Annotated in this window: 12 protein-coding genes; 7 read left to right on the top strand and 5 right to left on the bottom strand. The window is 66.3% G+C overall.

The window, feature by feature from the left end:
- The first annotated feature begins 169 nt into the window (after positions 1-169).
- The 3 genes from uvrB (at position 170) to ACFOOL_RS01350 (ending at position 4,043) form a co-directional block, all read left to right on the top strand.
- The gene (gene uvrB / locus ACFOOL_RS01340) at positions 170-2,671 is read left to right on the top strand and encodes an excinuclease ABC subunit UvrB (protein WP_380095888.1); all 2,502 of its coding nucleotides are present in this window, start codon (positions 170-172) and stop codon (positions 2,669-2,671) included.
- Between the two features lie 545 nt (positions 2,672-3,216).
- Positions 3,217-3,597 (top strand): hypothetical protein, encoded by a 381-nt coding sequence (locus tag ACFOOL_RS01345; protein ID WP_380094175.1) that lies wholly within the window; start codon positions 3,217-3,219, stop codon positions 3,595-3,597.
- A 77-nt stretch (positions 3,598-3,674) separates the two neighbouring features.
- Positions 3,675-4,043, top strand: coding sequence for a hypothetical protein (locus ACFOOL_RS01350; protein WP_380094177.1), 369 nt, complete (start codon positions 3,675-3,677; stop codon positions 4,041-4,043).
- A gap of 202 nt (positions 4,044-4,245) precedes the next feature.
- On the opposite strand, the gene hemH is transcribed toward ACFOOL_RS01350, so the two are convergent.
- From hemH to ACFOOL_RS01365, 3 genes are all read right to left on the bottom strand, one after another.
- Entirely contained in the window at positions 4,246-5,268 is a 1,023-nt protein-coding gene (gene hemH, locus ACFOOL_RS01355) for a ferrochelatase (RefSeq protein ID WP_380094179.1), read from the bottom strand.
- Between the two features lie 105 nt (positions 5,269-5,373).
- Complete coding sequence (locus ACFOOL_RS01360) at positions 5,374-6,975, bottom strand: HoxN/HupN/NixA family nickel/cobalt transporter (protein ID WP_380094181.1); 1,602 nt, start codon at positions 6,973-6,975, stop codon at positions 5,374-5,376.
- 75 nt (positions 6,976-7,050) lie between these two features.
- Positions 7,051-7,968: a LysR family transcriptional regulator gene (locus ACFOOL_RS01365; protein ID WP_380094183.1), complete on the bottom strand. Its 918-nt coding sequence runs from the start codon at positions 7,966-7,968 to the stop codon at positions 7,051-7,053.
- A gap of 127 nt (positions 7,969-8,095) precedes the next feature.
- Between ACFOOL_RS01365 and ACFOOL_RS01370 the strand changes: the two genes are divergently transcribed.
- Positions 8,096-8,518 carry a hypothetical protein gene (locus ACFOOL_RS01370; RefSeq protein WP_380094184.1) on the top strand — a complete coding sequence of 141 codons (423 nt, stop codon included), beginning with the start codon at positions 8,096-8,098 and terminating at the stop codon, positions 8,516-8,518.
- Positions 8,519-8,678: 160 nt separating this feature from the next.
- A complete protein-coding gene (locus ACFOOL_RS01375) occupies positions 8,679-9,125 on the top strand; it encodes an SH3 domain-containing protein (protein ID WP_380094186.1) in 447 nt (148 codons plus the stop codon).
- 49 nt (positions 9,126-9,174) lie between these two features.
- Here ACFOOL_RS01375 and ACFOOL_RS01380 read toward each other — a convergent pair whose 3' ends face one another.
- Both ACFOOL_RS01380 and ACFOOL_RS01385 read right to left on the bottom strand, forming a co-directional pair.
- Positions 9,175-10,098: a DMT family transporter gene (locus ACFOOL_RS01380; RefSeq protein ID WP_380094188.1), complete on the bottom strand. Its 924-nt coding sequence runs from the start codon at positions 10,096-10,098 to the stop codon at positions 9,175-9,177.
- Positions 10,099-10,170: 72 nt separating this feature from the next.
- Positions 10,171-10,491: a hypothetical protein gene (locus ACFOOL_RS01385; protein ID WP_380094190.1), complete on the bottom strand. Its 321-nt coding sequence runs from the start codon at positions 10,489-10,491 to the stop codon at positions 10,171-10,173.
- Between the two features lie 173 nt (positions 10,492-10,664).
- Between ACFOOL_RS01385 and ACFOOL_RS01390 the strand changes: the two genes are divergently transcribed.
- Both ACFOOL_RS01390 and uvrC read left to right on the top strand, forming a co-directional pair.
- Entirely contained in the window at positions 10,665-11,453 is a 789-nt protein-coding gene (locus tag ACFOOL_RS01390) for an SDR family oxidoreductase (protein WP_380094192.1), read from the top strand.
- Complete coding sequence (gene uvrC, locus ACFOOL_RS01395; protein WP_380094194.1) at positions 11,450-13,333, top strand: excinuclease ABC subunit UvrC; 1,884 nt, start codon at positions 11,450-11,452, stop codon at positions 13,331-13,333. The genes ACFOOL_RS01390 and uvrC overlap by 4 nt, the downstream gene beginning before the upstream one ends.
- Positions 13,334-13,474: the final 141 nt, after the last annotated feature.

A 13,474-nucleotide genomic window follows, 5' to 3' on the forward strand; every position in this document is an offset into this window, starting at 1 on the left:
TTCATGCGCCTCGTTTCCCATCTGAGACGCATCCCGGACAGTCTGAGCGATCCCCATGGCCCCCAAGTCCGCCCGGCCCGGCAAGGCCGAGTTCTCCATTGACGATTTCATCGGCGAGATCGAGAAAGCCGAGGACATCGCGGCCTCGAAGCCCCTTTACGCCGAGCGCATGCGCAACAAGCGCGCCCTCGATCGCGCCGAGGCGGCGGAAAAGACCGAGACGGCCAAATTGTCGCCGCTCGAAAAGCGCCGCACCACCAAGTCGAACCACGACACCGCCACCGGCATGGCCAGGAAGACCGGCAAGACCAAGATCAATCCGGTCGACCGCGTCGATTTCGACGGCTTCGGCGAGGCGCCCCAGGCCGGGTTCGGCCATGTGCCCGCGCAAAAGGTCACCGCCCGCGACATTGCCCGCACCGCCGCCACCGATCCCGAGGCCATGGCCCGGGTGCGCGAGGCGCTGGACGCCTCGGTGAAGAAGAACAAGGCCAGAAAGCACGAGGACCTGTCCAATGCCCAGACCGTCGGCGTCACCGCCACAGTCAAGGCGCTGGAGCAGATCATCCTGCATGGCCGCAAGGAGGTGGAAGGCTCCGCCCCCTGGGTGCCGCATCGCCCCGAGCGTCCGGCCAAGAGCGGCGCCTCGAAACCCTTCCGCCTCGCCACCGATTACGTCCCCGCCGGCGACCAGCCCACCGCCATCGCCGAGCTGGTGGAGGGCATCGAGAATGGCGAGACCGACCAGGTCCTGCTCGGGGTCACCGGCTCGGGCAAGACGTTTACCGTCGCCCAGACCATCCAGCGCACCCAGCGTCCGGCCCTGATCCTGGCGCCCAACAAGACGCTGGCCGCCCAGCTCTATGGCGAGTTCCGGAATTTCTTCCCCGACAACGCGGTGGAATATTTCGTTTCCTACTACGACTACTATCAGCCCGAGGCCTATGTGCCGCGCACCGATACCTATATCGAGAAGGAATCGACCATCAACGAGCAGATCGACCGCATGCGCCACTCGGCCACGCGCGCGATCCTCGAGCGCGACGACGTCATCATCGTCGCCTCGGTCTCCTGCATCTACGGCATCGGCTCGGTGGAAGACTACACCGCCATGACCATCGACGTGCAGAAGGGCGAGAAGATCGACCAGCGCCAGCTCTTGGCCAAGCTGGTCGCCCTGCAATACAAGCGCGGCGATACCGGCTTCGTGCGTGGCACCTTCCGCGTGCGCGGCGATACGGTGGAGATCTTCCCGGCCCACTACGAAGCCGCCGCCTGGCGCGTCTCGCTGTTCGGCAACGAGGTCGAATCCATCGTCGAGTTCGATCCGCTGACCGGCAAGAAATCGGCCGACCTGACCTTCATCCGCGTCTTCGCCAACTCCCACCACGTGACGCCCCGCGCCACCATGAACCAGGCGCTCAAGGCCATCCGCTCCGAGCTCGCCGCGCGCCTGCAGGAGCTCAACGGCGCCGGGCGCTTCCTCGAGGCCCAGCGCCTCGAGCAGCGCACCCTGTTCGACCTCGAAATGATGGAAGCCACCGGCTCCTGCGCCGGCATCGAGAATTATTCGCGCTATTTCTCCGGCCGCAAGCCCGGCGAGCCGCCCCCCACGCTGTTCGAATATCTCCCCGACGACGCGCTGGTCTTCGTGGACGAGAGTCACGTCACCATCGGCCAGCTCGGCGCCATGTATCGCGGCGATTTGCGGCGCAAGGCGACTTTGGCCGAATACGGCTTCCGCCTGCCCTCCTGCATGGACAACCGCCCGCTCCGCTTCGAGGAGTGGAACGCGATGCGCCCGCAATCGGTCTATGTCTCGGCCACGCCCGGCTCATGGGAAATGGAGCAGACCGGCGGCGTCTTCGCCGAACAGGTCATCCGCCCCACCGGCCTCATCGATCCTCCCGTGGAGATTCGCCCCGCCACCCATCAGGTGGACGACGTCATCGACGAGATCCGCACCACCATAAAGGCCGGCTACCGCACGCTCGTCACCGTGCTCACCAAGAAGATGGCCGAGGACCTCACCGAATATCTGCACGAGCAGGGCATCCGTGTGCGCTACATGCACTCGGACGTCGACACCATCGAGCGCATCGAGATCATCCGCGACCTGCGCCTCGGCGCCTTCGACGTGCTGGTCGGCATCAACCTGCTGCGCGAGGGCCTCGACATTCCCGAATGCGGGCTCGTGGCCATTCTCGACGCCGACAAGGAAGGGTTCCTGCGCTCGGAAACCTCGCTCATCCAGACCATCGGCCGCGCCGCGCGCAATGTCGACGGGCGTGTCATCCTCTATGCGGACCGCGAGACCGGCTCCATGGAGCGGGCCCTGGCCGAAACCAATCGCCGCCGCGACAAGCAGCTCGCCTATAACGAGGCCAACGACATCACCCCGCAATCGGTCAAGGCCCGCATCAACGACATCGTCGACAGCGTCTACGAGCAGGACCACGTCACCATTTCCATCGGCAAGGGCAGGGACGGCAAGGAAAAGATCGTCGCCGGCGAGAACCTCGCCACCGTCATCCGCGACCTCGAACGCGAAATGCGCGAAGCCGCCACCAATCTGGAATTCGAAAAAGCCGCCAGGCTGCGCGACGAGGTCAAGCGCCTGCGCGAAATGGAGCTGGACACGCTGGAAGGCTCGGGCATGACGGACGCCTAGCGTCCGGCAAATCTCTCCGGTGGAGAGATTTGAATGCCCGAGGCCATGAGAGCTACGCTCGAATGGCGGGCTGTCAGGAAACCCCTCATCCGCCCCTTCGGGGCACCTTCTTCCTCAGGGGAGAAGGGTGGTTCTGAGGTGAGGGGCTCCCGCCACACGCTCGATGCTCGCAGTATCCCCCCAAAAAAATCTATCCCCGCCGCTGCGTCCGCGCCTATCATCCCTCCATCCCCGCCATTACGCGGCCCCCACGCAGGGCCGGGCGGGGAGGCCGGGGAGAGGGGCGCCTCTCTACGCGGGTAGAAGCTCGGCAGCCGGACCTGCAATAACGGTACCGCCTGAATCCGGACCCGTGGAAAATCCGTGTCCCGTAGCGGGCGGCCCTTGGCTCCCAGCGTAGTAAACAGGAAAGAGCCAAAGGCCGCCCGTTACCGTTCTCCCCGAACGACTATGTCGCAAGCGCAAGCCGCAAGGCCGGGCGCTTATCCCCGCTGCTGCGCACGGCGTTACACTGCCTCATCCGCAATCGGAACGAGGCAGATCCCATGACGACCATCCCCCCTCTCGGCCCCCGGGCCCTCGCCAGCTATCGCCGCCTCCGCGTCGAAGTCGATGCGCTCAAGGACGCGCTGGATTTTCGCAAGCCCTCGGGCACCATGAACGATCCCACCATCCGGGCGCTCGAAACCGTCCGGCATCGGGCCAACAAGCTGTTTTGCCGCCATGCCGACTTGCCGTGGTTTCCCTGGATCGCCGACAGCACGCTGAGCCCGGCCGATTTCACCGTTCTCGTCTTCCGCCTCGCCGCCGCCCTGCGCCATTTCGAGGCCCTCCATGCCGATCAGCTCGATCCGTGGACGGATGACGGCGATGATTTTGACGACGCCCCCTCTCCGCCCGGCAATGTCGAATTGCCCTTGCAATAGGTCTGCGGCCGGCCACCTCCGCCTTGAACCCGCCATGGCCTTCGCGCATTTAGGGGGAAACAGCATTGGAGGCTTCCATGCGCCCCCTCATCCGTTTCGCCTTTGCCGCCATCGCCATGGCCGCCCTCGCCGGCCCGGCCCTGGCTCTTACCGTCACCGCCCGCGTCTCCGGGGGCAATATCGCCGTGCGCGAGGGGCCCGGCGATCATTACCGCATCGTCGGGCGCGTCGCCGACGGCACGGAAATCCCCATCGACCATTGCACCCAGACCGACAGCGACAGCCGCCGCGGCTCGTGGATCGGCGATGCCGGCCACACCCTCTGGCCCGCCGGCGCCGCGCAATGGTGCCATATTCCCGATTATGGCTGGGTGGAGCGGTCCTGGATCGTCGGCCGCGGTCTCGTCAACGTCACCCCGCCCGATTTCTCCGGCCCGGGCTGGTGAAACACGGCGCCCCGCCCGCTCTCGACGGCGGCTAGAGCCTTTCACTGTCAAGTGGATCAGCGCTTTCTTGCTCCCCTCCCCCTTGAGGGGAGGGGTCGGGGGTGGGGGTCCTTCGGTGCTCCGCCAAACCCACCCCCTCCCCAACCCTCCCCTCAAGGGGGAGGGAGCGCTGGTCGCCGATTCCGTCAGAACATGAAAGCCTCTAGAGCCAGCCGCTCAGCTCCCGGCGCACCATGGCCTCGATCATGTCCATGCTGGCCTGCGTGTCGTTGAGGCACGGGATATAGGCGAAGTTCTCGCCGCCCGCCGCAAGGAAGCTCTCCTTGCCGCCGATGGCGATTTCCTCCAGCGTCTCGATGCAGTCGGCATGGAAGGCCGGCGCCAGGATCGCCACCTTCTTCACCCCTTGTTTCGGCAGGGTTTCGAGCGTGGTGTCGGTGGCCGGGCTCAGCCATTTGCTCGGCCCGAACCGGCTCTGGAAGGTGACCTTCAGCCGACTCGCCGGCCAGCCCAGATATTCGCCCACCAGCCGCGTCGTCTCGTGGCAGTGCCGCTCATAGGGGTCGCCCTTGTCCACATAGCTCTGCGGCAGGCCGTGATAGGAGGTGAGGACCAGTTCCGGCTCGAAATCCAGCGCCGCGATGCCCTCGCGGATCGATTCGCCCAGCACCTCGACATATTTGGGATCGTCGAAATAGGCCGGACCCGTGCGCACCGCCGGCTGCCAGCGCATCCGGCGCAGGGCGTCGAAGGCCTTGTCGTTGGCGGTGGCGGTGGTGGTGGCCGAATATTGCGGATAAAGCGGCATCAAGAGGATCCGCCGGCACCCCGCCGCCTCCATCTTCTCCAGCACGCTTCTGGTGGAGGGATTGCCGTAGCGCATGGCGAAATCGACCATGATGCCGTCCCCCGCAAGCCGCTGCGCCAGGTTGTCCGCCTGGGCGCGGGTGATGACCCGCAGCGGGCTGTCGTCGCGCTCCCGGTCCCAGATCAGGGAATAGGCCTCGCCGCTCTTTTGCGGCCTGGTGCTGAGCACGAACAGGTTGAGGATCGGCCACCACAGCGCCTTGGGCGTCTCGATGACGCGCGGATCGGAAAGGAACTCCCCCAGATACCGCCGCACGCTCCAGTAATCCGTGCCGTCCGGCGTGCCCAGATTGAGCAGCAGGACGCCGATCTTCTGCGGGGACGAGGACGAGCGGGAAACGGGGAGGAGGTCGGACATCGGGGGCCAGTTTGGAAGGGTTCCAGTGTGGCGCGCACCTTAACCTTTTGCGCCTTCCGTGCAAGGCGGCGATGGGTCGCGCCGGATATTGATTTCGCTCAAGGACTAAAAGCTGGCGATCAGCAGGAGGACGCCGAAGGCGAGGACCGCGACGGCCCCCAGCAGTTCGGCCCACCAGACCAGCGCCCGCGCCAGGGCGCTGTCGGCCCCGCCAAGGCGTCCGGCCAGTCCCTTGGCCCCCACCGCCAGCGTCGCCAGCGCCGCCACGGTGATCGCGGTTCCCAGCCCCATCAGCAGCACGGCGACGATGCCCGCCGCCAGCAGGCCTTGCGACAGCGCGAACACCAGCACCACCAGCGCCCCCGAACAGGGCCGCAGTCCCACCGCCAGCACCACGCCGAGCTGCTCGCGCCAATTGCCCTTGATGTCCCCGGGCCCGATCGCATGGTGCATATGGTCGTGGCCGTGATGATCGTGAGGGTGATGCGCGTGGGTGTGCTCGTGAGCGTGAGCATGATCCTGGTGGTGGTGGTGCCCCCAGCCGAATACCTTGCGCAGCACCAGCCACAGGCCGAGCAGGGCCACCAGCCCGTAGGAAACCACGCCCACCCAATGGGCCGCCACGCCCATGGCGGTGCTGGTCAGGTTCAGCATCCCCGCCAGGATCAGCACGAAGCCGATCGCCACCAGCGACTGCATCAGCGCCGACAGCCCGCTCAGCACCACGCCCTGGCGCAATTGCCGCTCATTGGCCAGCATGTAGGAGGAGATGACGACCTTGCCGTGCCCGGGGCCCGCGGCATGGAAGACGCCATAGAGGAAGCTCAGGCCCCCCAGCAGCCAGAAGGCGGTCCAGTCGCTGCGCAGCCCGTCCAGCGCCCCGGTCATCGCCGCGTAGAAATCGCGCTGCTGCTGTTGCAGCCAGCCGAAGAACCCGGTGCGCGGCAGGTTGAGCCCCACTTCGGGGGGCGGCCCACCAAAGGGCGTTGCCGGGCGGCTCTGCGCCACCTGGTTCGCCGCCTCCACGGCGGTTGCCGGCGCCGGCGCGTCTCCGCAGGAAATCACGATCATGCCCTGGGTCCCGCGCATCGCCGCCGCCAGGTCGGGCGGCAGTTCCAGCACTTCCGGCCCCAGCGCGTAGAGCCGCTCCTCCAGCTCCCGCGACATCGGCGCCGGCGGCTCCAGATGCACGGCGCAATCGGCGGGGGCGTTCTCCAACCGCACCTGGTCCGGGTCCGCGAAGGTGATCGCCACGTAATATTCCGGGTCGTAGACCCCCAGCTCGAATCGCGCTCCGGGCGGCTGCGGCGCGGTCGCGTCGATGGAAAAACCCAGCGTCACCCGGTTGCCGGCATAGGACATGGCCTGGTCGCCCGCGGCGACGAAGTCCATGTCGTCGCCGGCAAAGGTGTAAAAGCCGTAATCGGCGAGGCCGAGCATGTTCTCGTCCGCCAGCTCCTGCATTTCGTCCGGGCTGACGATGCCGTCGCCATCGGTGTCGAGCCCCTGCACCATCCACACCGAAAAGGCGGTGTCGAAGGTCCAGCTATGGCGCAGGCTGGCGACGCGGCCCGCCTCGTCGAAACCCACCGTCACCCCGGCATCGATGAAGATATGCGGATGCGCCGCCGCCGGCTGGGCGAGGCCGAACGCGGCCATGGCCGCCAGCGTCAGCACCGTCCAGCTCCGCGACAAGATTGTATTCAAGACCCGTTGCCCCCGGAGCCACGCGATAACAGGAAGATGGGTCGGCATCCCGCGTCCTGTCGAACGCTTCCCGACCTAGCGGATGGGGTGGGCGGCGAACCACTCCACCAGATGGTCGATCAGCGCCCGGACCTTGCCCGCCAGGTGCCGCCGGTGCGGATAGACCGCCTGCAGCGTCTGCCCGGTGGGCAGATAATCGCCCAGCACCGGCACGAGGTCTCCCGCCGCCAATGCCGGCTCGGCCAGATAGGACGGCAATACGACGAAACCGAGGCCCATCGTCGCCGCCGTCCGCGCCGCGAGCGGAGAATTGACCCGCACCGGCCCGCTCACCGGCACCGATATGGTCTTGCCGTCCTCGGTGAAGCGCCAGTTCGACTGCCCTTGCAGATTGACGTCGACCACGCAGGGCAGGTGCCGCAAATCCTCCGGATGCGCGGGCATGCCCAGGCGCTCCACCAGCGCCGGCGCGGCGCCCGCCACGTGGTGCATATCGGCGATCTTGCGGGCGATCAGCGAGGAATCGGGCAGCGTGGAAATGCGCAGCGCCAGGTCCAGCCCCTCGTCCACCAGGTCGACATAGCGGTCCTCGAGCCGCAGATCGAGCGTCACCTTGGGATGCTGGCGCAGGAACTCGAACATGGCCGGGGCCAGCGTGCTTTCCCCGAAATTGCGCGGCGCCGAGACCCGCAGCAGGCCGCGCGGCTCGGCCGTCTGGTCGGTGATGGTGGCGTCGAGTTCGTCCAGTTGCTGCAACAGGCTCGAGGCTTCCCGGTAATAGGCTTCCCCGGCCTCGGTCAGGTTCAGCTTGCGCGTGGTGCGGTTCATCAGCCGCACGCCCAGATAGTCCTCGAGATCGGTCACATATTTGCTCAGCAGCGCCTTAGAGCGTCCATGGGCGCGGGCCGCGGCGGAAAACCCTCCCGCATCGAAAACCTGCACGAAAGCCCTGATCCGGGCGAGATCCTGCGCCATGGCCGTCCGTTCGCTCAAACATCGTCGATCGACGCATAGCCCATAGGCGGGAGGTGAACAATAACCGGGCTTGGTCGTTGTACGATTAACGATAGGATGGAAGCCTCATCGACTGCACCCGGGAGTTCGGACTATTTTTCCACCCATGTCCACGCCCTCGTCCCGCTCCGCGCTTTACCGGCTCATCGAAGCCGGCCAGTTGGCGCACAAGGCCCTGCTGGTACCGGTCATCGAAAAAGGCCTGCAGCCGGGCGACGATGCGGTGCTGTTCGTCCTCGGCCGCTCGGGCACCACGGAGGCGGAACTGGCGGGCGAACTGGGGCTGGCCCCCGACGCCCTGGCGGAGCGGCTGGAACGGCTCGCCGGCCGCGATCTCATCGCCCGGCGCGCCGTCGGCCCCCAGCTCGAGCCGGGCCTCGCCCTCACCGAACGCGGCCTGCGCATCCGCAACGGCCTCGCCGACCATTGGGCCCAGCTCGAGGAGGCCCTTTTGGGCGAATTGAAGCCCAAGCAGCGCAAGAAGCTCGCCGCCGCGCTGTCCCGCTTCGTCAACCTGCTTCAACTCTGACCGCCGCCGGCTTTTCCCGAGCACCGCAAAACGCCTCCGGACGGAACTGCCCTTTCTCTGGCTCGTTCCTTAATGGCTCATTCAGCTTGGGTTCATCCGCAATGCTGTTTGCTGCGGACAAGGCGATAGACGCCACGCCCACAGGGAAAGGAGTCCACCCATGGCCACCAAGAGGAAGCTTCTCGCATCCGGCCTGGCCGCTTTGGCCGTGCTGGTCACCACCGTCGCGGTTTCCGCCGCGCCAGCCGTCGCCACCGGCAATGTCAATGTCCGCTCGGGTCCCGGCACCAGCTATCGCGTCATCGATACGCTGCGCCGTGGCGAGCGGGTCGATGTCGACCACTGCCGCGGCAGTTGGTGCTTCGTGGAAAAGCGCGGCCTCAATGGCTGGGTCTCGTCCAGCTATCTCGATAGCGGCCGCCCCGGCTGGGATCGTCCGGTTCCTCCGCGTCCGCCGCATTGGAACCCCAATCCGCGCCCGCCGCACTGGAATCCCCGTCCGCCGCGCCCGCCGCACTGGAACCCGCGCCCCCGGCCGGTCTATCCCGGCAATTCCGGCAGCGTCTGCTTCAATGGCCCCAACGGCTATTTCTGCATCGGCAACTGAGGCCGTCACCTTCCATCCGCTACCTGCGCCGCCCTTCGGGGCGGCGTTTTCATTCGCGCGCCGGCAGCACCGCCTCGTTCACCACCGGCACCTTCTTCACCCGCTCGCGCGCCATGACCACGAGGCCCGCCGCCACGATGATGCCGGCACCCAATAGCGAGATGGTGTCGATCCAGTGGCCGAACACCACGATGCTGAGCACGATGGCCCAGGGCAGCGAGAAATAGTTGAAGGGTTGCAGGACGCTGGCGGGCGCCATGGCCAGCGCGAAGATCATCACCCCATGGCCCGCGCAGGTGGTGATCATGATCACCACCACCAACAGGAAATCGCCCCAGCCCATGGGCTCCCAGAAGAAGATGCCGATGCCGGTCGACAACACCAGCCCCACCAGCGCCGTATAGGTCATGCTGGTGGCGGCGCTGTCGACGGCCGCTACCTTGCGGGTGATCACCAGATAGAACGCGTAGGCGGAGGCCGAGGCCAGCGCGAACCCGACGCCCCAGTCGAGCGGAACGCCGCCCGGACGCATGATGATCAGCGCCCCGACAAATCCGACGCCCACCGCCCCGAAGCGGAACACTCCCACCTTTTCGCCCAGCACCGGTATGGCGAACAGCGTCACCAGCAACGGATAGACGATGACGATGGCCTGCAATTCGCCCAGCGGCACGGTTTGCAGCGCCAGCGCGAAGAACCAGATATCGACGATCAGCAACACCCCGCGCAATATCTGCAATCGCGGCGAGCGCGAACGCAGCGCCTGGCGCAGCGGGGCCTGCCGCGCCACCAGGATGAGGGCGAACACCGCGAAGCCCCAATAGCGCATCATGGTGATCTGGAACGGCGAATAGATCTGCACCAGCCCCTTGGAGACGGCATCCTGGACGCCGAACACACCGATGGTCAGCAGGGTGAGGGCGATGGCGCGGCCGATCTGGTCGCTGCGGCCGGAACTGTCGGAAATGGACATTCTTGAAAACGACCCAATAAAAAGCGCCCCGCGGCGATCCGGCCGCGAGGCGCGATCGTCCTTTGTCGGGCCTCAGGCTTTCGCCATGGCCGATTTGACGAGGCCGGCGATCGCTGTCAACAGGCCGCCGCCGACAAGTCCGGTGACCCCCTGCCCGACCAATGCGCCCACATCGAGCGTTCCGGCCGCCCCCGCCGCTCCGGCGGCGGCGCCCACCAGCGAATCGAGCCCCGGAATCATGCCGGCCAGCCAGGTGCCGGCCAGTCCGCCGATGGCCCCGACGATGGAATTGCCGGCCGTTCCCAGATTGAGGTTCTTGGCCAGTTGGCCGATCACGTTGCCGCCGGCCCCGCCGGCAACCAACTGCACCAGGATAGGTACCATGACTTCCATTTAATCCCCCTCCACTTGCGCACGAGGCGGACCGCCCCGCAACGATGACAGGCTACGCCACTTTTGCGGGCCGTCAAACGGAAAAGGCTTGCTGCCATGCCTTGTCAGCGGCCTCGCCGAAGACGGCGGCTCCCGATTGAAGACGAAGCCGTTTCCGGCCTATGGTCCGCTCGATGCCACAGCCTGCAAGAACAGTTCCGAATCACGCCCGTTCGGTTGCCCTGGTCACCGGGGCCGGCGACCGTATCGGGGCGGCCATCGCCATGGCCCTGGCCATGGAAGGCCACGCCGTCGTCATTCATTATCGCTCCGACGCGGCGGGAGCCAAAAGCCTGCGCGCCCGCATCCGCGCCGAGGGCGGCCGGGCCGAAATCCTCAGGGCGGATCTGGCCAGGCGCGCCCAGCGCCGTACCGTCATCGCCCGCGCCGCGGCCTTTTTCGGTCCGCTCACCATCCTGGTCAACAATGCCTCGATCTTCGAGCCCGACAGCGCCATGGACGTTGACGAAGCGCTCTGGGACGCCCATTTCGCCATTCACGCCGAGGCGCCGGTCTTTCTCGCCCGCGATTTCGCCGCCCAGCTACCCGACGACGTCGAGGGCAATGTCGTCAACATGATCGACGAACGGGTGCTGCATCCGAGCCCGGCCTTTTTCAGCTACTACCTCTCCAAGTCCGTGCTCTGGACCGCCACCCGCACCCTGGCCCAGTCGCTGGCCCCCTCCATCCGGGTCAACGCCATCGGCCCCGGCCCGGTCCTGCCCAATTCGCGCCAGACCCAGGCCGAGTTCGACCGCTCGGTCGAGGCCCTGCCGCTGCGCCGCCATGCCGGCCCCGAAGCCATAGCGCGCGGCATCCTGGCGATTTTGTCCATGCCCGCCTTCACCGGCCAGATGCTAGCGCTCGACGGCGGCGAACACCTCGAATTTCCACCTCAAAACGGGCCTACGCCCCGACTATGACCGACCACGATCCACCGCCGCCCTCCGGTCCCGAGGTCATCCAGGCCTTCGTCCGCACGCTGCCCTCGGCGCCCGGCGTCTATCGCATGCTCGATGCCGAGGGGGCCGTCATCTATGTGGGCAAGGCTCGCTCCCTCCGCTCACGGGTCACCAATTACACGAGGCCGGAAGGGCTGCCGGTTCGCATTCAGCGCATGATCGCCGCCACGGTCGGCATGGAATTCGTGCGCACCGAGACCGAATCCGAGGCGCTGCTGCTCGAGGCCAATCTCATCAAGCGCCTCAAGCCGCGCTTCAACGTGCTGCTGCGCGACGACAAGAGCTTTCCCTACATCCTCATCGCCACCGATCACGAGGCGCCCGAACTCACCAAGCATCGCGGGGCGCGCCGCCGCAAGGGCCATTATTTCGGCCCCTTCGCCTCGGTCGTGGCGGTCAACCGCACCATCGCCAGCCTGCAGAAGGCTTTCCTCTTGCGCAATTGCTCGAACAGCTTCTACGCCGCCCGCACAAGGCCGTGCCTGCTGTTCCAGATCAAGCGCTGTTCGGCCCCCTGCACCCGCGAAATCAGCCTCGAGGACTATGCGGCGCTGGTCGAGGATGCGCGCCTGTTCCTTTCGGGCAAGTCGCAATCGGTGCGCGACCATTTGCAAAAGGACATGAACGAGGCTGCCGAAAATCTCGATTTCGAGCGCGCCGCCCTGTTGCGCGACCGCCTCTCGGCCCTGGCGCTGATCCAGTCGCAGGGCGATGCCACCGCCCGCTCGGTCGAGGAGGCCGATGTCTTCGCCATCCATCACGAGGGCGGGCAGTTCTGCGTGCAGGTCTTCTTTTTCCGCGCCTTCCAGAACTGGGGCAATCACGCGTTCCGGCCCAAGGCCGACGACAGCCTCACCGACAACGAGGTGCTCGAAGCCTTCATCGCCCAGTTCTACGAAGACCGGACCCCGCCGCGCCTGGTGCTGCTGAGCCACGATCTGGCCGAGCCGGCGCTGATCGAGGAGGCCCTGTCCAGCCGGGCCGGCCACAGGGTCCATGTGCAAATTCCCCGGCGCGGGGAAAAGCGCGATCTCGTCAACCATGCCCTGCAAAATGCCCGCGAGGCGCTCGGCCGCCAGCTTGCCGAAGGCGCTTCCAACCGCACCCTGCTCGAAGGCGTCGCCGAGACCTTCGGCCTCGAGGAGACGCCGCGCCGCATCGAAGTCTATGACAACTCCCACATTTCAGGCACCAATGCCGTGGGCGCCATGATCGTCGCCGGCGAGGAAGGTTTTTCCAAGAAGCACTATCGCACCTTCAATATCCGCTCGACCGATATCGCGCCGGGCGACGATTTCGGCATGATGCGCGAAGTGCTGACGCGCCGCTTTTCCCGCCTCGCCAGCGAGAGCGACACCGATGCCGAGGACGAGGCCACCGGCATGCCGGACTGGCCCGATCTGGTCTTCATCGATGGCGGCGCCGGCCAGCTCAACGCTGTGCGCGAGGTCGTCGCCCAGCTCAACCTGCCGCGCGAAGTGATCTTCATCGGCATCGCCAAGGGCGAGGAGCGCGATGCGGGGCGCGAAAAATTCTTCATGGAAGGCCGCGACGCCTTTATGCTGCCCCATCGCGACCCGGTGCTCTATTACGTCCAGCGCCTGCGCGACGAGGCCCACCGCTTCGCCATCGGCACCCATCGCGCCCGCCGCCGCAAGGAGGTGGTGAAAAACCCCCTCGACGAGATCGAAGGCATCGGCCCCACCCGCAAGCGGGCGCTGCTCAACCATTTCGGCTCCGCCAAGGCCGTTGGCCGCGCCTCCCTCGCCGACCTCGAATCGGTGCCCACTATTTCCAAGACCATGGCGCAATCGATCTACGATCATTTCAACCGGACCTAGCCCGTCGCCTCTGCGACCAAAGTGGGGACTCGACAAGCCCGTCGCGCCCCGCTACACTTTACCCCATGATCAACGCCGCCGCCTTTTATTGGTACTTTAGCTATCCGCTCCCGGCGGAGGCTAATGCGCGCGCGTCCTGAT

The organism is Devosia honganensis (genome assembly GCF_042648785.1).
GTDB lineage: Bacteria > Pseudomonadota > Alphaproteobacteria > Rhizobiales > Devosiaceae > Devosia > Devosia honganensis.